The 21,921-nt window shown below is 48.1% G+C and carries 19 protein-coding genes; 7 read left to right on the top strand and 12 right to left on the bottom strand.

What is annotated here, in order from left to right; all coding sequences use genetic code 11:
- The first annotated feature begins 34 nt into the window (after window positions 1–34).
- Window positions 35–952, top strand: coding sequence for a ketopantoate reductase family protein (locus ACCC71_RS01840; protein WP_434310749.1), 918 nt, complete (start codon window positions 35–37; stop codon window positions 950–952).
- Window positions 953–1,205: 253 nt separating this feature from the next.
- On the opposite strand, the gene glgD is transcribed toward ACCC71_RS01840, so the two are convergent.
- Both glgD and ACCC71_RS01830 read right to left on the bottom strand, forming a co-directional pair.
- On the bottom strand, window positions 1,206–2,306 hold the full coding sequence (glgD, locus tag ACCC71_RS01835) for a glucose-1-phosphate adenylyltransferase subunit GlgD (RefSeq protein ID WP_434310748.1): 1,101 nt from the start codon (window positions 2,304–2,306) through the stop codon (window positions 1,206–1,208).
- A complete protein-coding gene (locus ACCC71_RS01830; protein ID WP_434310747.1) occupies window positions 2,303–3,577 on the bottom strand; it encodes a glucose-1-phosphate adenylyltransferase in 1,275 nt (424 codons plus the stop codon). Before ACCC71_RS01830 ends, glgD begins: the two co-directional genes overlap by 4 nt.
- Window positions 3,578–3,779: 202 nt before the next feature.
- Between ACCC71_RS01830 and ACCC71_RS01825 the strand changes: the two genes are divergently transcribed.
- Both ACCC71_RS01825 and ACCC71_RS01820 read left to right on the top strand, forming a co-directional pair.
- Entirely contained in the window at window positions 3,780–4,832 is a 1,053-nt protein-coding gene (locus ACCC71_RS01825; RefSeq protein ID WP_434310746.1) for a metallophosphoesterase family protein, read from the top strand.
- Window positions 4,833–4,842: 10 nt separating this feature from the next.
- Window positions 4,843–6,690: an ATP-binding protein gene (locus ACCC71_RS01820; protein WP_434310745.1), complete on the top strand. Its 1,848-nt coding sequence runs from the start codon at window positions 4,843–4,845 to the stop codon at window positions 6,688–6,690.
- Window positions 6,691–6,741: 51 nt separating this feature from the next.
- Here the strand turns inward: ACCC71_RS01820 and ACCC71_RS01815 are convergent, their stop codons facing one another.
- Both ACCC71_RS01815 and ACCC71_RS01810 read right to left on the bottom strand, forming a co-directional pair.
- Window positions 6,742–8,415 carry a glycosyl hydrolase family 18 protein gene (locus tag ACCC71_RS01815; protein ID WP_434310744.1) on the bottom strand — a complete coding sequence of 558 codons (1,674 nt, stop codon included), beginning with the start codon at window positions 8,413–8,415 and terminating at the stop codon, window positions 6,742–6,744.
- 112 nt (window positions 8,416–8,527) lie between these two features.
- Window positions 8,528–8,761 (bottom strand): hypothetical protein, encoded by a 234-nt coding sequence (locus tag ACCC71_RS01810; RefSeq protein WP_434310743.1) that lies wholly within the window; start codon window positions 8,759–8,761, stop codon window positions 8,528–8,530.
- Window positions 8,762–9,015: 254 nt separating this feature from the next.
- Between ACCC71_RS01810 and ACCC71_RS01805 the strand changes: the two genes are divergently transcribed.
- On the top strand, window positions 9,016–9,717 hold the full coding sequence (locus tag ACCC71_RS01805; protein ID WP_434310742.1) for an adaptor protein MecA: 702 nt from the start codon (window positions 9,016–9,018) through the stop codon (window positions 9,715–9,717).
- 216 nt (window positions 9,718–9,933) lie between these two features.
- Entirely contained in the window at window positions 9,934–10,515 is a 582-nt protein-coding gene (locus tag ACCC71_RS01800; RefSeq protein WP_434310741.1) for a helix-turn-helix domain-containing protein, read from the top strand.
- Window positions 10,516–10,611: 96 nt separating this feature from the next.
- Here the strand turns inward: ACCC71_RS01800 and ACCC71_RS01795 are convergent, their stop codons facing one another.
- Window positions 10,612–10,782, bottom strand: coding sequence for a DUF362 domain-containing protein (locus tag ACCC71_RS01795; RefSeq protein ID WP_434310740.1), 171 nt, complete (start codon window positions 10,780–10,782; stop codon window positions 10,612–10,614).
- A 321-nt stretch (window positions 10,783–11,103) separates the two neighbouring features.
- Between ACCC71_RS01795 and ACCC71_RS01790 the strand changes: the two genes are divergently transcribed.
- Both ACCC71_RS01790 and ACCC71_RS01785 read left to right on the top strand, forming a co-directional pair.
- A complete protein-coding gene (locus ACCC71_RS01790) occupies window positions 11,104–11,322 on the top strand; it encodes a DUF1858 domain-containing protein (RefSeq protein WP_434310739.1) in 219 nt (72 codons plus the stop codon).
- Window positions 11,323–11,455: 133 nt separating this feature from the next.
- Complete coding sequence (locus ACCC71_RS01785) at window positions 11,456–12,442, top strand: asparaginase (protein WP_434310738.1); 987 nt, start codon at window positions 11,456–11,458, stop codon at window positions 12,440–12,442.
- A gap of 16 nt (window positions 12,443–12,458) precedes the next feature.
- On the opposite strand, the gene ACCC71_RS01780 is transcribed toward ACCC71_RS01785, so the two are convergent.
- The 7 genes from ACCC71_RS01780 to ACCC71_RS01750 all read right to left on the bottom strand — a co-directional run bounded on the left by ACCC71_RS01780 (window position 12,459) and on the right by ACCC71_RS01750 (window position 21,910).
- Window positions 12,459–13,022 carry a class I SAM-dependent methyltransferase gene (locus ACCC71_RS01780; protein WP_434310737.1) on the bottom strand — a complete coding sequence of 188 codons (564 nt, stop codon included), beginning with the start codon at window positions 13,020–13,022 and terminating at the stop codon, window positions 12,459–12,461.
- A 332-nt stretch (window positions 13,023–13,354) separates the two neighbouring features.
- Window positions 13,355–14,560 carry an amidohydrolase family protein gene (locus tag ACCC71_RS01775; protein WP_434310736.1) on the bottom strand — a complete coding sequence of 402 codons (1,206 nt, stop codon included), beginning with the start codon at window positions 14,558–14,560 and terminating at the stop codon, window positions 13,355–13,357.
- Window positions 14,561–14,846: 286 nt separating this feature from the next.
- Window positions 14,847–16,178 (bottom strand): replicative DNA helicase, encoded by a 1,332-nt coding sequence (gene dnaB / locus ACCC71_RS01770; RefSeq protein ID WP_434310735.1) that lies wholly within the window; start codon window positions 16,176–16,178, stop codon window positions 14,847–14,849.
- Between the two features lie 11 nt (window positions 16,179–16,189).
- Complete coding sequence (gene rplI / locus ACCC71_RS01765; RefSeq protein ID WP_434310734.1) at window positions 16,190–16,636, bottom strand: 50S ribosomal protein L9; 447 nt, start codon at window positions 16,634–16,636, stop codon at window positions 16,190–16,192.
- A gap of 1 nt (window position 16,637) precedes the next feature.
- On the bottom strand, window positions 16,638–18,635 hold the full coding sequence (locus tag ACCC71_RS01760; protein WP_434310733.1) for a DHH family phosphoesterase: 1,998 nt from the start codon (window positions 18,633–18,635) through the stop codon (window positions 16,638–16,640).
- Window positions 18,636–18,921: 286 nt separating this feature from the next.
- Window positions 18,922–20,142 (bottom strand): dipeptidase, encoded by a 1,221-nt coding sequence (locus tag ACCC71_RS01755; protein WP_434310732.1) that lies wholly within the window; start codon window positions 20,140–20,142, stop codon window positions 18,922–18,924.
- A gap of 79 nt (window positions 20,143–20,221) precedes the next feature.
- Window positions 20,222–21,910 carry an ABC transporter substrate-binding protein gene (locus tag ACCC71_RS01750; protein ID WP_434310731.1) on the bottom strand — a complete coding sequence of 563 codons (1,689 nt, stop codon included), beginning with the start codon at window positions 21,908–21,910 and terminating at the stop codon, window positions 20,222–20,224.
- Between the last annotated feature and the right edge of the window lie 11 nt (window positions 21,911–21,921).

Raw genomic sequence — 21,921 nt, 5'->3', positions numbered from 1 at the left:
GTTATACTGAAACCAGAAAAAGGAGGAATTTCCGATGAAACAAATCCGCCATGCAGCTCTTGTCGGCTTAGGAGCCCTCGGCATCATGTATGGAAAACAATTGATCGATCATTTTGGACCGGAAGCGCTCACTGTTATGGCAGATACCAAGCGTATCCGGCGCTACCAAAACAACGGTGTATTTGCCAACGGCGAACCCTGCCTGTTTCGTTACTGTTCCTGGGAGGAAGCGTCCGAACCTGCGGACGTGGTATTCTTTGCGACAAAGTATACCACTTTTGCCCAAGCGATCCGTCAGGCATCCGCCATCATCAGCCCCGACACCATCCTGATTTCGCTGCTAAATGGAATCGTCAGCGAGAACGACCTTGCCCTCCAGTACGGGGATAAAAACCTGCTCTATTGTACAGTGCAGGGAATGGACGCTACGAAAACAGGCAACGGTGTTTCCTATCAAAATCTTGGATATGTGGCCATCGGGGAAAAAGATGGTTCCCACAGTGAAAACCTGCTGGCTGTCCAGCGATTCCTTACTTCTGCCGGCCTTGACTGCAGAATTCCAGAGGATATTCTGCATCACCAGTGGAGTAAAATGATGTTAAACACTGGTATCAATCAAGTGACTGCCGTTTACCAATATACCTATGGGGAAGTCATGTCAAACCCGGAGCTTACCGCCTTGACCACTTCCGCCATGAAAGAGGTGCAGGCCGTAGCCAGGCCGGAAGGCGTTTTCCTGGCCGACGCTGAAATTGACAGCTGGCTGGATTTGATCCGCGGCCTGGCCCCAGAAAATACCACTTCCATGTGCCAGGATATTCGCAATCATAGAAAAACAGAAGTGGACCTTTTCGGAGGTACGACCATCCGCCTTGGAAAAAAACATCAAATTCCCACGCCTGTCAATGATGATTTGGTACGTAAAATCCACGAAATCGAAGCATCCTGGTGAAAATAATAAGGAATTTCCTATTAAATTAAGAAAGAATTTCGCTTGGCGAAATTCTCCGCCTGCGGCGGGGCAGCTTTGCTGCCATCTTCCTCTCCGCCGCAGTGCGATCCATAGCGGAGCGCTTTTTTGTTTCATTTCATAGGAAATTTCGTTGAAATTTCCTATGAAATGAAACAAAAAAGCACCGGCGTGCGGCTTGAGGTTTTTCCTTTCAAGCCGCAGGTCAGCGCTCCCTCCGCATTCCATCAAATATTTAGTGTGTTACAATTCGAATCGCTCCTTCTTCTCCTCTGACCTGCGTTCCCGCTTGAATTTTTGTCCGGGATTCTACAATGCAGTTTTCCAACACCACGCCGTCTCCAATGGACACATCGTTCAAAATAATGCAGTTTTGAATCCGGCAGCCGCTTCCCACAAATACCTTTTTAAAGATCACAGAGTCTTGAATTGTCCCATTGATAATGGTGCCGCTGGCCACCAGGCTATTTTCTACCAGAGCTCCTGGATTAAATTTTGCCGGCGGATTATCATCCACTTTCGTGTAGATCTCCGGATCATCATAGAAAAATTCCTGTCTTACTGCCGGCTCCAAAAAATCCATGTTACATTGATAATAGGCGTCTACCGTGGAAATATTTGCCCAGTATCCCTGGAGCGGATAGGCGTAAATTTTCTTTGCCCTACGCTGGCGCATCAACACGTCCCGGACAAAGTCAAACCATTCCATCTCCTCGCACTGCTCTAAAAGAGAGATGAGCAGGCGGCGCCGCACCACGTAAATCCCACAGGAAACCATGTTTAGCTCGGTAATCGCCGGTTTCTCTTCAAATCCGACAATCCTCATATTCGGATCCAATTCCACCACGCCAAATCGGCTAACGTCAGTTCCCGCCGGCAATTGTTTGCAGACCACGGTAATATCCGCTTCCTTTTGCATGTGGTACTCGATCACCTGATTGTAATCCAATTTGTAGACGCCGTCTCCCGGTACGATCACCACATAAGGCTCGTGGCTGTCCCGAAGAAAATTCAGATTTTGCGCCAGGGCGTCCGCTGTTCCCCGATACCATTCATTATTCTGGGGCGTAATCGTGGGATTAAACACAAAGAGACCACCTTGCTTCCGCCCAAAGTCCCACCATTTAGAAGAACTCAGATGTTCGTTCAGGGAACGGGAACTATACTGGGTAATCACCGCCACTTTGCCAATCTGAGAGTTTGTCATATTGCTCAGCGCAAAATCAATCGCCCGATAGCTGCCTGCTACCGGCATCGCAGCCACCGCCCGCTTTCTGCTGAGTTCCCGCATTCTGCGGCCGTTGCCGCCGGCCAAAATAATCCCTAACGCTTTCATCCGATCTCACCTGCCTTTATAATATATCCGCCGTCTGGAAGACGGCCTCCAGGATAGTCTGCCGGCTTTGTATATCCGGATATCGCGGTATTCTTTCCAACAGAGACTCCTGCCGGTATCGACGAATCTTCATCTACAGTCACCAAATCACTGCTATACACGCGGGAATCCAATCTACTCTCAGCAAATCTGCCCTCGCCCAAGACCGTATCTTCCCCCACAACGGTGTTATCCGCAATAATCGCTTTCTCAATCCTGGCGCGTTTCCCGATTCGAACACCGCTCATGATAATGGAATCACGCACCACAGCGCCTTCTTCCACTAAAACGTTTGGTCCTAATACAGAGTGAATGACCGTGCCATATATCGAAGACCCTTCCCCGATAATAGAACGCTCCGCTCTCCCGCCAGAAGCCATATAAAGGGGCGGAAGCGCCGCCTCCCTCGTATAAATCTTCCAAAACTCTTCATAGAGATTAAACTCTGGAACCAAATCCACCAGGCCCATATTTGCTTCCCAGTAAGAAGCCAAAGTTCCCACGTCTTTCCAGTATCCGTGAAACTCATAGGTATACAGATTATTCGTCTTTTCAAAACAATACGGAATAATATGCTTGCCAAAATCGCAGCTGGGTACATCCGCTAAGGATATCAAAGCCTCCCGAAGAAGATTCCAATTGAAAATATAGATTCCCATCGAGGCCAGATTGCTTCTAGGCTTTTCTGGTTTTTCCTCAAACGCTGTGATTTTATGGTTCTTGTCCGTCACCACAATTCCAAAACGGCTGGCCTCTTCCCAGGCCACAGGCATCGAAGCAATCGTAGCGTCCGCGCCATTTTTCTGATGGCATTCCAACATCTCTTCATAATCCATTTTATAGATATGATCTCCGGAAAGAATGAGCACATAATCCGGATGATATTGCTCCATATATTCCAGGTTTTGATAAATCGCATTCGCCGTCCCGGTATACCATTCGCTATCTCTGCTTTTTTCATAGGGAGGCAGCACGGTTACGCCCCCATCCCGCTTGTCCAAATCCCAGGGAAGCCCGGTCCCAATATGGCTGTTTAGACGCAGCGGCTGATACTGGGTCAAAACTCCCACCGTATCTACGCCTGAATTTACACAGTTGCTCAAGGGAAAATCAATGATCCGATATTTTCCACCAAACGCTACCGCCGGCTTGGCCACCTTGGCTGTCAAGACGCCTAAGCGGCTTCCCTGTCCTCCCGCCAGCAACATAGCAATCATTTTCTTTTTTATCATGACGCTTCCCTCTCTCTATAAATTTACAGATATCATACCATATTTTTCCTCATCTGGAAAGGCGGTACCCAATACATTTTTTTATTTTCCATTTTTACAAAATTCGCGGAAATCCGCGAAATCTTATTGAAGACTCCCGTTAAATCTACTATAATCAGTATAGGCAACTTTTATGACAAGTTTTTTGTAAGGAGGTAATATTTTGCGTTTTCTGCATACCGCCGACATTCATCTCGGCATTGTCCCCGATGCTGGGAAGCCTTGGAGCAAGGAACGCGCCGACGCCATTGGCGCTGCCTTTCGAAAGATTCTGCAAGACGCCGAGGAAAAGCAAGCGGATCTCCTTCTCATTGCCGGCGACCTTTTTCACCGGCAACCGTTAAAGAGAGAATTAAAAGATATCAATTATTTATTTTCCAGGCTGACGCATACGCATGTGGTATTGATCGCTGGAAACCACGACTATCTCTCCGAAAGCTCTTCCTACCTCGACTATCCCTGGTCAGAAAATGTAACGTTTTTGACCGCCTCCACTATGACCTCTGTTTATCTGGAGGATATTAACACGGAAATTCACGGTCTAAGCTATCATCGCCCTGAAATTCGGGAGCCTCTTTATGAAGGCTGCCGGGCGCCTTCTGATGGCCGTTTTCATATCCTTCTTGCTCACGGCGGCGACGCGCTTCATATTCCATTTCGCCCCTCCTCATTTTCTGGCTCTGGTTTTCGGTACGTAGCCTTAGGCCATATCCACCAACCGCAGGTTTTTGAGGAAATCCCCGCCGCATACCCCGGTTCTCCAGAACCGTTGGACCGTACGGATATTGGTCCTCGCGGATATATCTTTGGCGAGATCACAAAGGATAAAACACGGCTGGACTGGGTGCCCGTTGCATCCGCCCAATATATTCCGCTATCGATACAGACTGACCGAAATACGTCGACGTCTCATCTTCTCGACATAATTCAGCCACATCTGGACCAACATCCCGGCGATATCTATAAGATTCGCCTGACCGGTTTTCGTGATCCAGACATCACCTTCGATTTGGATCTTTTACAAAAGGCAGGGAGAATCGTGGAAATCGTCGACGATACGGAACCGGAATATGACCTGGAAACCATGGAACAGGATCATTCTAATGATCTGATCGGTTACTATATTCGCGCCCTTTCTTCCGGTGAGGAAGACCCTATTCGGAAAAAGGCGTTATATTACGGATTGCAGGCGCTGTACAACACAGAAAGCAGATAAGGAGTTTTCTTTGAAGATTCATCGTATTCATATCAATCATTTTGGAAAACTAGAAAACCAAACCTTCTCCTTCTCCCAGGGAATCCACCTCATTTCCGGTGAAAATGAAAGTGGAAAAAGCACGCTGCATGCATTCTTGCAGGCAATGCTCTTCGGTATCGAACGAAGCCGGGGCCGGGGAGCTAGGACAGATACCTACAGCCGTTATCTTCCCTGGAACGGAAGTAATACTTACGGCGGTGTGATGGAACTAGAAAAAGATCATGTTCTTTATTCCATTCATCGAAATTTTGAAAAAAGCTCGCAGCCCTGTACCCTGGTCGACGAGACCAATTCCAAAGAGTTGACTCCTTCCAGCGCCAATTTTACCGAGCTTCTCTGCGGCCTCTCGCCAGCGCTCTATGCCAATACCCTATCGGTAGGGCAGCTGCGCGCGGCCACTGGGCCGGAACTGGCCGATGAGCTTCGAAACCATATTGTCAATCTCCGCTCCTCCGGTTCTGCCTCCGTGGATATCACCCAGGCGCTTCTGTTTCTAAAGAAGGAAAAAAAGAAACAGGAAGGTTCTTTTTCCCGAGAAGCAGACCATGAAAATGACGAGTTAGGGAAGAGAATTCACATTTTGGAACAGGAATTAAAAACCATGCCTTCCGGCAAAGAACTCCCTGCCTTGGAACACAAAAAAGATTCTCTGGACCGGGAAATTCTGCGTCTAGGCGCCCACCATCAGCAACTGACCAACATTATTGCCCGCGGGGAAGAAAGCTTAAAAGAACACCAGATTGTCCAAGAAGAAGACATCGAAGATACGCTGGAGCAAATCGAAGAGTTGGAGGATGCCCGCCAGGAATTTTTATCTCATTACCGAAAACCGCTGAGGGGTGCGCTGCGCCCTCTCGCTGCCATCACTGGTCTCCTATTTGCCGCTGGGGCCTTGGCTGGTCTATGGTTTTCCTGCACCTTGGTTCTCTCCCATCATTACCTCCCTGCTGTTTTGACGTTTCTCGCCAGCATTGTCAGCGGAACCTTGTCGGTACGGCTTGGCCGGCGGCGGGAAGCATCTGCTGACTACCGGGACGACTGCCGTATCATGCGTGAAATCTACGAATATCATTTTGGAGAAGAAGCAGACGTACCGGACGAAGAATTAGCCGAGCTCCTTACCGAACGGCTGACTCACTGCCGGAACCTTTTCCATACGATCTCACAAAGCCATCAAACCCTGCATCAGGATATGGACGCGTTGTTAAAGGCCCAGCAAAAACAGCCTGAGCTTCTAAAGCAGCTGGAACAGGCACGCCGTCAGCAATGGTTAGCCGAACAAAAAGAAGAGGCTCTCCGCTCTCTGCAAAATCGCAAAGACGCCATCCAGGAGAACGTTCAAAAAAATCGCCTCATCGAAGAAGAAATTGCTGCGATCACCTTAGCCATGGATACCATGCAGGAACTCTCCTCCACCGTATTTGATTCCTTCGGCTTTTTCTTAGAAGAAAAGGCTTCCGAGTTAATAAAAGGATTGACAGATGGCGCATACACCGGCCTTGCCATCGACGAAGATCTGAGTTTTTCTCTGATTCAAGACGAAAAGAGGATTCCCCTCTACCAGGCCAGTACCGGTACCATCGAGCAGGTCTATCTGGCCTTTCGCCTGGCCTGTATCGAATTTCTTTGGCCAGATGAACAGATGCCTCTCTTTTTGGACGACAGCTTTGTTTACTATGACAGCGAACGCTTATCGGCTACGCTGCATTGGCTATCGGAAAATTACAGCGGACAGATTTTCCTCTTTACCTGTCACCAGAGAGAAGAAGAAATTCTATCCGCCGCCAAAATTCCTTTTCAACAAATATTTCTGTAATCAAAATACCCCGCAGCAAAGCCGCGGGGTATTTTGATTACACAGAGAAGCTTATATATTTAAAGCCTCCGCGATCAAATTCCAGACATAGTCCGCCTCCATGCCAAGCTTCCAACCTGCAAGCCCTGCCAAATCAAATGGCTGGACGACAGCAAGCTTGGCTTTTATGGACGCCTCATCCTCCACCCAGATCTGATAGGTAATTCCCTCTTGCTCCATTTCAGCGTACGTTTGTCCCAGTTCCTCCTGCCATGTCACATTGTACGTTCCGGAAGAAATCAGGGTCTGAACTTCATCCATGCTCTTTACTTCCGAAGACAGCTCAGAGCCTTCTGTTTTCCAGAGTCTTGTGTAGAAAGGAAGCGCTGTGATTACCTTTTCCGCCGGAACCTCCTTTAACGTGTCTTCCACTCCCTGACGAATAAAATTCACCGAGGCTGTAGACCCAGCGTCCGAGCCATTATAGTGCTCGTCATATGCCATAATAATCACATAATCCGCCACGATCCCTTGATCTTTTCGGTGATAATGTTCCGTCCAGGCCGATGGGACATAATTGTCTACGGAAAGGATCAGCCCTCTCCCTCGGCACGCGACAGAAAGTTCCCGGATAAACTGGATATATCCATCCCCGGCGGAAGAAGGAAGTTTTTCCAAATCTACATTAATCCCGTCCAAATCATATTCTTCCGCATACTGAATCAGACCGTTAATCAAATTGGTTCTATGAGATGTGACATTCAACAGCCGATCTGCATTGACACCTTCAATATTGATATTTTCCACTAAAGCCCACACTTGAAGACCTCTGGAATGGGCTTTTTGCACATAATCATGATTGGCCCTGGACTCCAGGTTCCCCTCCTCGTCCTTGATAGAAAACCAGGTAGGAGCCAGTACATTCACTCCTTCCGCATTGGCCAGTAAATCGTCCAGTGCATTCAGACCAGATTCCTCGAACACCTGATGCCATACCAGAAAAACTTTTCCATCCAACGTGGTCCTCGTATACTCCGGCAACGGATTCGGTCCAGGATCGGTCTGCGTATGAACATCCTTTAAGTCTTCGTTGAGGATATACCCGACATATCCATCCCGCACGTAGACTTTCGACCACTTTTCTTCCTGTTCCAAAACAGTAAGGCCAAGGCCAGGCTCTACGTCCGTCAAAATCGGACTTTTCACATCCATCTCCGTCCGGATTTGAGCAGTTTCCTTTACATCTGCCGTTACGCTATCTCCCCACTGAGTACGCAAAAATACCCGATTCGGATTCGAATAAGTGTCCACCTGAATATTTGTATATCTTGCGACATAATCTAAAGAAACATAGATCGTATCGTCCCTCTGAAGAAAAACAGGCGCTCCAGATGCCAATGTGTCAGGAAGAGCAGTTGCAACTTCATTCGCTGTGGTTACAACCAAAGCCTGTTCCGTATTATCCCAATAAAAGCAGTTGTTTAATTCTTTCTGCACAATAGAAAGAGACAAATACGCACGTTTTGCCTCCCAGACTGCGCGCGTTTCCGAAAGCACCCCATTGGATATAATAACGGCAGAACCCTCTTCTACCGGATAAACCTTGCCAAGATCCGCACGCTCCTTCGAAGGACGATTCATATGAATCACTTCATAGATGATTCCTGCAACCAATACGACGAAGATCAGGACGGCGACTACCAATACGGGAAGGTTTTTGTTGCGTTTCGCGTTCGTCGAGCTCATGAAATACCTCCTTCATCTTTGATGATTATAACACAACACATGGTAATTTTCAAACGCTCTTCAGGAATCAAGGAAATTTCTCTTCGGCAGAAGATTCTCCAGTGCGTCCATTTTAGATATCGCTCAATACTTTGTCAAACCGTATCTCTATCAGTTTTCCCCGCTCGTCCTGAATATAGTCCCTCATATAGGCTCCGGCTTCCCTGACTACACACAAATCAGCGATATCCTCCGCGGACTTCGCCTTTCCCTCCACAGTCAGAGCAATACCAGCCTTTTGATAGGCAAGCAGCGTTTTTAGTAAGATCTGATATTCTTCGTGATATATTAGAGATGTTTGTTTCATACGCAGCCCCTGCTCTCGTATTTTGAGATGAAAATAATTCCTTCCCGTATTGGTCTCCACGAACGCTGTTCATCTCGAACTTTATTTTACAAAAATAGTCAATATTCGTCACGCAATTGTCCGGCACGTTTTGTATCATATATTGCATTCCTGGACTATAAAATTTTAACCTTTTTAACATATTATTTCCTTTACATTCATAAAGTATTTGGGGTATACTAATGAAAAGACAGAGGTAGATGGGATGTGAGATCATGAAAATAGAACGTATCAGTGAAAATCAAATCCGCTGTACTTTAAATCGAAACGATTTGTCCGCCCGTCAGCTGACTCTTCGAGAGCTTGCCTACGGGACAGACAAAGCGCGTGTGTTATTTCGAGAGATGATTCAACGCGCCACGACTGAAGTAGGTTTTGAAGCGGATGATATCCCGTTGATGATAGAGGCAATCCCTCTTTCCAGCGACGGGATTATGTTAATCATAACGAAAATCGATGATCCGGAAGAGCTGGATACGCGTTTCGCCAAATTTATGCCGGCGGATGTGGATGAGCTCAGCATTCCGGATGGCGAGGAGGAATTGGATTTGTCTTTCCCTTCCGGAGTCGGCGATATGTTGGACGCGCTGAATCGGTATGTAGAAAAGCAGAAGCCGGAATCTTCCGTGCGGACGCGCTGTTTTCGGTTTGCCAAGTTGGATCATGTTATCGACGCGGCTCATGCCCTCCATGGACTGCGAGTGGGAGAAAACTCTCTCTACAAAGCGGAAGACGGGTTATTTTATCTAACAGTGAACAGCGCTGGTCATCCACCAGAGGATTTTAATCGTCTCTGCAACCGAATCGTGGAATATGGAACCGCCCTGCGCACGGTAAACGGAACAGAACTTTATTATGAAGAGCATTATGACAGTATCATCAAAGGCAATGCCTTAGAGTCGTTGGCAAATATCTAAAAATGCGCCGACTTCATCCTATGGAGTCGGCGCATTCAAACAGTATAGCAGATAGACGGAGGATTTTTCGTTTTTTCGCGAAAAATCCTCCGTCTGCTGTCGAAACAAAACGATGATATTTTCTTGCTTTCCTCATTCCTCCTGACATATAATGAAAGAGGTGGAGGCCTGTCCTCCCCATCAGCAATAGGTCGCAGGAACCGGAAGGGGGACAAGATGGAAGAACAACGCTATCTAATATCCGAGGCCTCTAAAATCACAAACACAGAGGCACATGTTTTACGGTACTGGGAAGATGAGCTGGCACTTAAAATACCAAGGAACGAATTGGGACATCGCTATTATACTGAAGAGCACATCCGTTTATTCCAGGAAATTCAGGAACTAAAAAATAAAGGCTATCAACTCCGGGTAATCAAAGATCTTCTCGGTGGAGACAAGCTCCTGCCTGACACCAAAGAATTGGCTCTTCCTACGGAAGAAAATGCAGAAGTGATTCAGGCCGCAAAGATGGAACAGTTCCAGAATATCATGACCAACATCATGGCGGAAGCCCTCGCCAGGAACAACGATACTCTCAGCAAAGAGGTCAGTAACCAAGTGGGGGATAAGCTCGTTAAAGAAATGAATTATGTGCTCCGGGAACGGGAGGAACAGGAAGAAGAACGCTTCAAACGCCTTGACGAATCGCTGCGCGCCATGCAGCAAAAAAACAAAGTGCGCGCCGAGGCAGCAGCGGCAAAAGCTCCTGTTGTCAAGATCAAAAAGAAACGTTTTCCTTTTGGAAAGCAGAAGTAAAATGGAATTCCTAACGAAAAAAGAACGCTGTGCATCCTTCGCCCAACGTTCTTTTTTCTTATTTTTGCATTTTATAAAATGCTTTTCAACGACGAATCAGCCCTCAGAAATCGCCTCGTTCGGGCAAACGCCTGCACAGGTACCGCAATCGATACAGGTATCTGCGTCAATTACATATTTTCCATCGCCCTCGGAAATTGCGCTTACCGGACATTCTCCTTCGCAGGCGCCGCAGCTTACACATTCGTCAGAAATTACATATGCCATAACTATATCCTCCTAAAAGATTGATTTTAGGTTATTGTAATACATGCTCCCCTAGAATTCAAGTGAAAGTTTTATTTTCCAGTAAAATTTTGTTTTCCATCTTAGATGTCGCTTCTACGCGAAAAAAAGTAGGAAAAATGACTTTCAAAATTATTTGGAATAGCCGTGCTATTTTTCCATAAACTATACTCATACAAACTGTTTTCAGCCTTGCTTTCCGCTGGACAATCCCCTGTCTCTATGCTATACTGATACCGAAGTTAGAAAGCTTTTGCTAGGAGAAAAAACCTGCGCAAACGAGGAAAAAGGAGGAACAAATCCATGGCTTTTACCATTAATAAAGATATGCTGATCGGTGAAATTCTTCAGAAAGATATCAGCATCGCGCCGATCCTGATGGCTGCCGGCATGCACTGCATCGGCTGCCCTTCTTCCCAGGGAGAATCCCTGGAAGAGGCCTGCATGGTACACGGAATGGACTGTGACCAGCTGGTAAACACGGTCAATGAATACTTGGCAAACAAAGAGACCAACCAGTAAGAAAACAATTGACCTTTATTTTGGGCATGACGCCGTCAGGCTTCTTGTCAGTCTTATAAAAATCGAAAGGGGAGCGTATTACGCTTCCCTTTTCTATCCGATCTTTCGATGATTTTGAAAGGAGACCGCCACCATGAGCCGTTCCTATCACATTCATCTGCTGGCAACCGGCGGTACGATCGCTGGGGCAGGAAAAGCAGGAAGAACAAGCGGTTATAAGGCCGGAAGTATTTCCCCTGATCTACTGATAAAAACGCTGCCTCCCCTTCCGGACTATTTTCATCTTACAGTAGAACAGATCTGCAGCGTTGACAGCAATGAGATCAATGACGTTCTATGGCTCTCTTTGGCAAGGCGGATCAATGAACTGGCAAAAAGTGATATCGACGGCTTTGTCATTACCCATGGAACAGACACCTTGGATGAAACCGCCTATTTTTTAAATCTGACGGTAAAAACAGAAAAGCCGGTCATTTTGACCGGCGCCATGCGTCCATCCACCGCTACCAGCGCAGACGGGCCGCTAAACCTTTTTCAGGCAATCCATCTAGCCGCTAAGCCGGAGGCTTTTGGAAAAGGAGTCCTTGTTTGTTTTTGCGACAGTATTTATTCCGGCCGCGACGTACAAAAAGTCAACACCTATAAAACAGACGCGTTTAACGAACAAGATTTATCCTGCCTTGGCTACATGCGTGACGAGGATTGTTACTTTTTGAATGAAAGTCTAGCCGTCCATACCACAGCCAGCTGCTTCGATATCAGCAGTCTCACGCGGCTTCCCCGCGTAGATATCCTTTCCTTTTACGCCGGAGCTCCTGTAGACGCCTTAGATTTTTATGCCTCCAAAGCCCAAGGGCTTGTCATATCCGGAACAGGAAGTGGAAATTACAGCGCTGCCTGGAAAGAAAAGATTCGGGAACTGGCTGACCGCCATATTCCTGTGGTACGCGCTTCCCGTATTGGCCATGGGATTGTCAGCCGCGATCCTCATTTTGAGTCCTCGGAAAACTGTTTCCCTTCTTATACGCTTCCACCCCAGAAAGCGCGGATTTTATTGTCTCTTGCGCTGACAGTCACCAGTTCTTATCAAGAGATGGAGCAAATGTTTCGAAAATACTAAAATACCTCTTCTTTTGTTACATCCTCTTTTTCGATGTCATAACCATCACATAGGCAGGCGGCAGATTCCAAAATTCCAACAGGCAGTCAGCCATATGAAAATATTGTTCAAAAAATTTTCGTTTCAGCATTGTATACTGAAACGTCAGAAAGCGTCCGCGTTCCCCTATGGCGTTTTGAGTCTCTTTTAAAATTTTCTCAGACATTTTCGTTGGCAGCGAGGCGAAAGGCAAGCCGGAAACAATATAATCCGCTGTCAAAATACCGTGCTGTCCGATGTATTCCCGAACATTCTCTGCGCTTCCATTGATAATGTGGACGTCTTCCCGTCCTCCAAACTCTGTTTTCAACTTTTGATAAAAGGTCAGATTGTATTCGATTAGAATCAATATGGTTTCTCTTTTTTTTCTTTTGATCAGCTCTCTGGTAAAAACACCAGTACCCGGCCCATATTCCACAATACATTTGGCACGAGAAAATTCAATCGGCTCCATCATCTTTTGTGCAAGAAACCTTCCGCTGGGAGCAACGGCCCCGATACTTCTCGGATTCTTCAAATACTGTATAAAAAACTGAAACATCTACAAATTCCCCCTACAAATTATTACAAGACCAACACAAAAAACCTTTCTTTGTTCTCTATTATAGAGATAGATATTTAAGAAAAGGCTATAGAGACTTTAAATTTTTCTTTAGTTTTTTATACCTTGTCGATAGAAAGGAACCAAGAATTTTCTATAGAATAAAAAGGCAGCATATGCTCTACATTCTAAGGGCGCCCTTTCGAATCCGATTCTCGGTCAAAAAGGCGCCCATGTCAATAAAATGTACCTGAATCATAGAAAAGGTGCTTTTTCTTCTGTCCAATGACCTTTTCCATACGATCTTTTCATTTTCGTTCCCCCAAAGGCGCCTAGGCCTCTGGACGGTATACTTCCTTTCCGCTCATAAACACTACTTTTAGTGCGTTCAGTGCCGAAATATCTTCCGCCGCATTTCCCGCTACGACAATCATATCGGCTTCCAGGCCCTCTTTTAACTGGCCGGTTACAGACTCAATGTCCAGTACCTTGGCCGGATTTCCTGTAGCCGTCTGAATCGCTTGAAGAGGGGTGATTCCATACTCCACCATTAGCGATAACTCCCGGTTAATCGGAAGCGGCGGAGCCCCATAAAGCACCATATCACTGCCTGCCAGCACTGTCACGCCGGTATCATACAGCTTTTTAAAGTTATTTTTATATGCGAAGTAGGCCGGCTCAAAGAACGCCATATCCCGAATCGCTTTTGCTCCAATTCGATCCGACGGGTCCACACCCGCTTCCATCTTTTCCTTCGTGAACTCGTAAAGCACAGTATACGCGGTAATCGTGGGAGTCCAGGCAATTCCCTTCTTCGCCATCTGTTCCGCCTGTTCCACCGTCAAAAAAGTACCGTGTTCAATGGTATCAAACCCTGCGTCGATACACATCTGAATCGCCGGTTGGATTCCCGCATGTACCACACATTTTTTACCCACCCGATGGGTTTCATCCACCGCGGCGTCAAGCTCTTCCTGGGTGTATTCCGGAATTTCCGCCCGATTGCTGGTCAGGAGTTTAATCCAGTCCGCGCCATCTCGAATCTGCTCTCTGATCTTTTTTCGAATGGCCCAGGGACCATCCACCTCCGCGATACCATCGTCATGACCATGGCCGCCTGTCATGCACATCCCCGTATCCGTATGGAAAATCCGGGGAACGGTCAGATATCCCCGCTCTCCCGCCTGGCGAAGCCGTTTACAAAGGTCGTGACAGGAACACGCGTCCCGTACAGTGGTGATTCCCAGGCGGATCGCCTGTTTTGCCTGCTCCGCAGCATAATAGGCAATCATATAGTCGTCGAAGTCCTCCTGATTCGGCTGGCTATAATAGTAGCCAAAATGTACGTGCATGTCAAAAAGGCCCGGCAGAAGCGTCGCCTCTCCATAATCCACCACAGATTCCTCCGGAAATCGGGCTATGATCTCTGGCCTGGTACCTACCCCTGCAATCTTTCCGTCCTTGCCCACACACACCGCGCCGTCGCTGACATAGGTTTTTCCATCACCAACCACCAGATGCTTTGCGCAGTAAATCATACTTACCTCCTTTTTAAGTCCTTTCCCCTTATTAGACTTTATTACAGACTGCGCCCCATCTCTTCCCATCATTTTACCACATTTGCCCCAAAAATCAATCGAGTTTCTTCTTGTCTTTCATATTTTTGCATAAGTTTCTATTAGAATCATATTTGTTTAGAATGTTTTGTGTAAAAGTAAAATTTTAATCCTGAACTAAGATTTTTCCTTTTATCCATATACAATCTCCCTCAGAAGCACAGCCGCCTGCATAGCAGCAGGCTGGCTTTTGCTATGCAGGCGTTCTTTACTTTTTCATATTCACAAATTTTGTATAATTCGGCAGCCATACCAGTTCTACGGTCCCGACAGGACCGTTTCTCTGCTTGGCCACAATCACTTCCGCGATATTTTTCGTAGCGCTGTCTTTATTATAATAATCATCCCGGTATAGAAACATCACCACGTCCGCGTCCTGCTCAATGGCGCCGGATTCCCGAAGGTCTGATAACATCGGCCGCTTATCATTTCGAGATTCCACGGCACGGCTTAACTGGGACAATGCCAGCACAGGGACATTTAACTCACGAGCCAGTGCCTTTAAGGATCTGGAAATCTCTGAAATTTCCTGCTGCCTGTTATCGGAGCCGCGTCCGCTGCCGCTCATCAATTGAAGATAGTCGATAATAACCACGCTTAAACCAAATTCCAGCTTATATTTCCGGCACTTGGTTCGCAGTTCCGCAACGGAAATACCTGGCGTATCGTCAATAATGAGCTTGGAACGACCTACCGTGTTGACCCCTTCTACCAGCCGGTCCCAGTCGTCATCCGTCAAATTTCCCGTTCGGATCGCCTGGGAATCCACCCGGGACTCCATCGCAAACAGCCGGTTTACCAACTGTTCTTTTGACATTTCAAGACTGAAAATCGCGGCGCACAGTCCCTTCTTAAAGGCGACATGCTGGGCAATATTCAAAACAAAAGCCGTCTTTCCCATGGAAGGCCTGGCCGCAATCAAAATCAAGTCCGAGGGCTGAAGTCCCGCCATCCGGTAATCCAAATCCGTAAAACCCGTCGGAATTCCCGTCACCGGATTCTTGCTTTTCGATGCCTTATGAATCCGCTCCAAAGCGTTTAACGCAACCTCCTGAATCGGCACAAAGTCATCGCTTCTCCGGCGATTCAAGATTTGGAACATGGTTTTCTCCGTGTCCGCCAAGATATTGTCCACGCTGTCTTTTCCTGCGTAGCAGGCGTTGGCAATCTCTTCATTGGCTTTAATCAACCGGCGAAGAACCGCTTTTTCCGCCACAATTTCCGCATAATACTTTGCATTGGCTGAGATCGGAACCGCCGCGATCAGCTCTCCGATATAGGCCATACTGCTGACTTCCGGCGGCACATCTTTTTCCTGAAGCCGGTTTTGAAGCGTCAACAAATCCACCGGTCGACCTTCTTCGTAAAGCTCAATCATCGCGTCATAGATGATGCCGTACTGGCGATGGTAAAAATCTGCTCCGGTGATCATATTTTCCACAACGGAGATCGCCTCATTGTCCAGGATCATCGAACCGATCACCGTCTGTTCGGCCTCAATGCTATGAGGCTGCACCCGCTTTACGAGAGCCTCTTCCATAATGTGTCTCCTTATGCTTCCGTTACTTCCACCTTTAAATTTGCCGTTACATCCTTATGAAGCTTCACCGGGACCAGATGGGTTCCCAAGGTCTTAATGGGTTCCGGCAACACTACCTTCTTTTTATCCAGTTCCAAATCGCACTGTTCTTTCGCGGCCTGTACAATTTCTTTGGAAGAAATCGCGCCGAAAAGCCGGCCTCCTTCTCCAACCTTCACGGCCAACTTCACCGTCTTTTTCTCCAGCTCGGCGCCAAGAGCCTTTGCTTCCGCTAAGAGCTCGGCCGCCAGCTTTGCCTCATAAGCCTTTTGCTGCTTTAACTGATTCAGATTTTGGGCGGTTGCCTCTACCCCCAATTTTTTCGGCAAAATGAAGTTTCTTGCGTATCCGTCGTTTACCTTTACGACATCGCCCTTTTTCCCTAACGCTTTTACATCCTGTAATAATACAACCTGCATATCAAATAGCTCCTTCTTCTAACATCTGCAATATGGTTTCTTTCACCAGAGCCTTGGCCTCTTCCACCGTGCATCCAGTTAACTGAGTACCTGCCGTACCCAAATGGCCGCCGCCGCCCAAACGCTCCATGATCAACTGCACATTCACCTCGTCAATGGAGCGGGCGCTGACATAAACCTTATCTTCAAATTTCGTGAACACAATCGATGCCTTCACGCCGATCACGCCAAGCAGCTCATTGGCGGCCTGGGCGCCGACAATCATCGGGCTCTCAATGCCCTCGCTGGGACAGATCCCAAGGGCAAACGCCTCCTCAAAAATCTCTGCGTTCCGCAGTGTCTCCGCTTTCGCACGGTAGTCCTCCATACGCTCTCGAAACAGCTTCCTTACCCGCGTCATATCCGCGCCGCTGCGGCGCAGGAATGCGGCGGCCTCAAAGGTCCGAACGCCGGTTTTGCTTAAAAAATTATTCGTATCTACCACGATGCCGGCATAAAGCGCTTCCGCTTCCACGGTCTTTAACTTCAAGTCATCCGAGAAATACTGGAGAATCTCCGCCACCATCTCACAGGCAGAGGACGCATAGGGCTCGATATAGGATAAGGTAGCGCGCTCCACAGTCTCGCCGCCCTGACGGTGGTGGTCTAACACCACGATGCTGGACGCCCGGCCCACCAGCTCCGGACACTCGCTGTAACTGGGTTTATTGACATCCACCAGCACCACCGTCGTATTCTCATCCAAAAGCTCCAACGCCTGCTCGCCGCTGATAAACATATCTTCCGGATAATCGCTGTTCCCCTCAAAGCGCTCCTTCATGGGACGCACCGAAGAAGTCACGTTATCCAATACAATACTCGCTTTCTTTCCCAGCGTCTTCGCCGCGCGGAAAATGCCGACTCCAGCGCCAAAGGAGTCAAAATCCGCCAACTTATGACCCATGATGAGCAGCTGGTCTTTTGTTGCCAAGAGTTCCTTTAAAGCTTGTGCCTTTACTCTGGCCTTCACCCGGGTGGATGTTTCCTTTTGCTGAGTCTTTCCTCCGAAATATTTATTCCCTTCCGAATTTCGGACGATTGCCTGATCTCCGCCGCGTCCCAGTGCTAAATCCATGGCCATACGGGCATAATCGCTGTTTCTCGCATAGGTTTCTCCGCCTACGCCTACACTGATACTCAAAGTAACCGAAGTCTCGTTTCCAATATTCAAAGACTTCACATCCTCTAGGATCTGAAACCGCTCTTCTTCTACCTTTTTCAGCCCCTTTTGCTTTAACAGGAGGAAAAATTTATCCTTCTCCATCTTGCGGACAATGCCTTCATGGGCGCCAAAATACTGGTTAATCTTCCGTTCAATCAGCGCCGCCAGGAGGGACTGCCTGACCTGTTCGGTGCTATTCATCACTTCCTCGTAATTGTCCACATAGATTAAACCAAGCGCCGCTTTTTGTTCTTCCATCTCTGCCAAGGTAGCCAGATGATCCGTCTCATCGAACAGACTCACCGAAATCAGCGGCGTATCGCAGGGAATCCACTGCATCTCTACCCGAAAATCCGTTCCTTCAAAATGAATATGATCGGTTTTCTGCTCCCCCTCCCCTGGAAGGCGGTCGGAAAGCTCCGGGAACAGGTTGCTTAAGTGCTTTTGATAATGAGGATTCTCAAAGGTAATCTTTTCAAAACTCCGGTTCATCCAGAGAAAGTTTCCTTTTTCATCCACCAGCGCATAGGGGATAGGAATCTCTTCCAACTGTTTCCTTTGAACATGATCAAAGGACGTGGCAAAATTCACCATTTCCTTGGTCAGGCGAGGTTTCCAAAACAAAAACCACCAACAGGAAAAGATGGTATATGCGCACGCAAAAATCAACGCCGCCGCTACAGCCCCGCTTTCCAGGACACAGACAATCAGCGCCACCGCTAGAACTGCGGGCAGTACATAAAAGGGCCAGTAAAGAGTCATCTTCAATCGGCCTCGGATTGTACCGTCATTTTTCATTCTCACCCTCCAGCTCCGCCAATTTCCAGTCAGAGCCTACAAATTTGATCTATTCCTATCTTCCATTAATGAGAGCATACACACCCTTGCCAATGGAAGATGTCGTCCCATAAAAGGGAAAAATATCCGTTTTACCGTGATACTAGTATACCATAAACAAAAAAACCTTGCAACCAGATAAAAGGGCCGCCAGGCCGACGTCAAGCGAAAGAAAAATCAGCCCTGCCAGGCGTAGTAAAACGCCGGGCAGGGCTGCTTCTTCTTTCTTATAACAAAAAACTGCTTCTTATTTCCAAACTTCACGCAGAACACGGATGGCGTTTCCGCCAATCACCTTAGCGATTTCCTCTTCCGTGTATCCATGCTTCACCAGCCAACGCACAATATTCCAAGAAGCCTCCGTGGGGTTCTCCAGATACTTGATATAAGGCTGCTCCGTAAAGGTACTTCCCGCGGCAGCCTGGGTAGCCTTGGTAGATAAGGTCGCGGCAAAAGCGTGATGGACGCCCACATGATCGCCGTAAAGCGTATCCGGCCCGAAGGTTACATGGTCGATGCCAACCATGTTCTTCACATACTCAAAATGCTCCATTACCGTATCCAGCGTATGAGTTCCGGCCGCTGGAGACATGGTCGTATGGGGCGCGGCCTCAATTCCAACAACGCCGCCTTTTTTCGCAATCGCCTGGATCAGCTCGTCACTGGCCATCCGTTTGCTGTTCCAGATTCCCTTTGCGCCCATATGGCTGGCAATGATCGGCATCTTCGAGTAGGTCACCGCATCATAAGCGGTCTGGGAGCCGCAGTGGGACACATCTAAGAGCATACCGACCTTGTTCATCCGCTCCACACATTTCTTTCCGAAAGCGGTCAGCCCACCGTCACGCTCCTCCTTGATGCCGGAGCCCAGAGCGCAGGCCTCGGAGTAGGTCACACCCAGCTGACGGACGCCCAGTCCGTAGAGGATATCGATCCGGTCTTCCTCGTTTTCGAGGCAGGCTGCGCCTTCAATTACGCCGACCCAGGCAATCTTTCCGGCTTTTTTCGCTGCAAAGATGTCGTCTACAGTCTTTGCATGTACCAGGAAATCCTGGTGGGCAATGTCGCAGAGCCGCATTCCCAAATCATGAATAATATCAATCCACTTCCAGCCATTGGGGGAAGAGATGATATTCACACCGTCCATCATGTTGTCAAAAACGCAGTCCAGATTCGAATAGGCCAGAGCCTCATAGGAACAGAATTGCCGGCCTGCGCGCATGGCATCGTTAATATCCCGGGCCGTGCTCATGGTCTTCGGGAAGAAGGTCGGATGGTCATGTACGGAAACATAAGGATATTTCTCCAGAATCTCCTTTACCATTGCCTCCTGCTCATCGGAAAGCTCCAATACATGACGGCCGGCCCAATCCCAGTCGGCCCATTCCAGATCCGGGTAGTCCTTGCCCGCTTCCAAGTAGGAATAGGCTTGATATCCCTTATAGCCTTCTTTCTTCTTCAATTCCATAACAAACTCCTTCTTTCTTCATCCAATACTTGTGGGAAAGCTGCCCTCCCGCAAGCGGAAAGACAGCCTTTCTTTTCTGTTATTTTGCGTAAACATTGACCATCTTTGTCACGGTCAGAGGACCGCTGACGCCGGGTACAATGCCCCAGCCGCCAAACTTCTCCGTGTTGACCGGGTACACATTGGTCGCTACCAACAGGTTAACCGTAGGCAATTTCTCTATAAAAAGCTTCTGCCACTCGTCCATGATCGCAATACGCTCGTTCCGATCCATGGTGGTCTTAGACTTCATCAGCAGATCATCCATCTCCTGATCATTAAAGTCCATATAATTTAACTGCTGACCAATACCGTAGATTGTGTAAATGGTGGTATCCACATCGTCGATGGTGGCCCAGAGGGCATAGCTCAGATCATAATCGTGACCTTGGGTTACATTTGCCGTAAAAGTAGTCGCGTCTACCGGGCTTAAATCCAGACCAATACCAATTTTCTGGAAATCGCTACGCAAAATCTCCATGATGGAGTCTACATTGGCCAGAGTATTCCGGTAGGTCATCGTAAACTGCAGCGGAGTTCCGTCGGAATTCTCCCGGATTCCGTCGCCGTTTGTATCGGTGTAACCGGACTGATCCAGTAAAGCATTCGCACCGTCCACATCAAAAGCAGGCTGCTGAATGTCAGACTTTACAAAGTCAGCCCAAACCTGGGAAATCGGATGGAGCATCGGCTCAGCGCCGCCCTGGTAGGCCACTGTGCAGATCGCATTGCGGTCCATGGCCATCGCCATGGCTTTTCTCAGGTTTGCATCCTGCAGGATGGTATTATTCTGGCAGAAGGAGATAAAACCATAGCCAAGAGACTGTACGGACAACAAGTCAAAACTTGCGTTATTCTGAAGCTGATTCTGAGCCGCTACAGTGATAAAGTTAGAGGCGGTATCAATCTCCCCATTCTGAAGGGCAAGAATAACCGCATTCTCATCGCTGTAAACACTAAACACGATCTCGTCCAGCAGAGCGCCCTTGCCATCATTGGCCATGGTGAAGTAGGGATTCTTTTTCAGCACACAGTACTCTCCCTGCACATAATCGGCTACATAGAACGGACCATAGCCCATGCCGCTGTAGGTATGGTTCATCGGATCCGTCTCATTTTCAAACTCGGCCTTGGGCATAATCGGAATCCAGTAGCCCGCGCTGTTGTAAAAGTTGACGTTGCTGGCGCTCAAATGATACACTACCGTGTGCTCATCTTTGATCTCACAGCTTTCTACCAGAGACAGGAAGCTGGGCGCATAGCTCAGTTTATGTTCCAGCATGTAGTCGCAGGTGAACTTCACGTCCTCACTGCTAAACGGAGTCCCATCATTCCAGAACAGATCGTCCCGGAAGGTAACGGTGAATTCGGTCGCATCTTCATTGTTGGTGACTTCCTTGACCAGGTAGTTTTCCTTGATTCCCTCTTCGTTGATCTGAAGCGGGAACGGGCATACCAAAGCCATGATGGCGTAAGCAGCCTGATCGTTGTGGGTCCAGATATTCAGGTTCACCGGTGCGGAAGGCTGTCCGACGCGGAGAGTACCTCCGGCCTGGGCCTCGCCGCCTTCCGCGGCGCTGCCGCCCTCTGCCGCCGCTGTGGTCTCACCGGCCGCTGCGGTGGTTCCTCCGGCTGCCGCTGTGGTTCCCGCACCGCTTCCGCTGGAGCAGGAAGTAAGAGCCAGACAAAGGGCTAAACCCATTGCTGCCATTGCTTTCAAATGTTTCATTTCTTTCCTCC

This window comes from Hominifimenecus sp. rT4P-3, assembly GCF_051055405.1.
Lineage (GTDB): Bacteria > Bacillota > Clostridia > Lachnospirales > Lachnospiraceae > Pseudolachnospira.
Note: the sequence above shows the minus strand (reverse complement) of the source record. Positions and strands in the feature narration are given on the sequence as shown.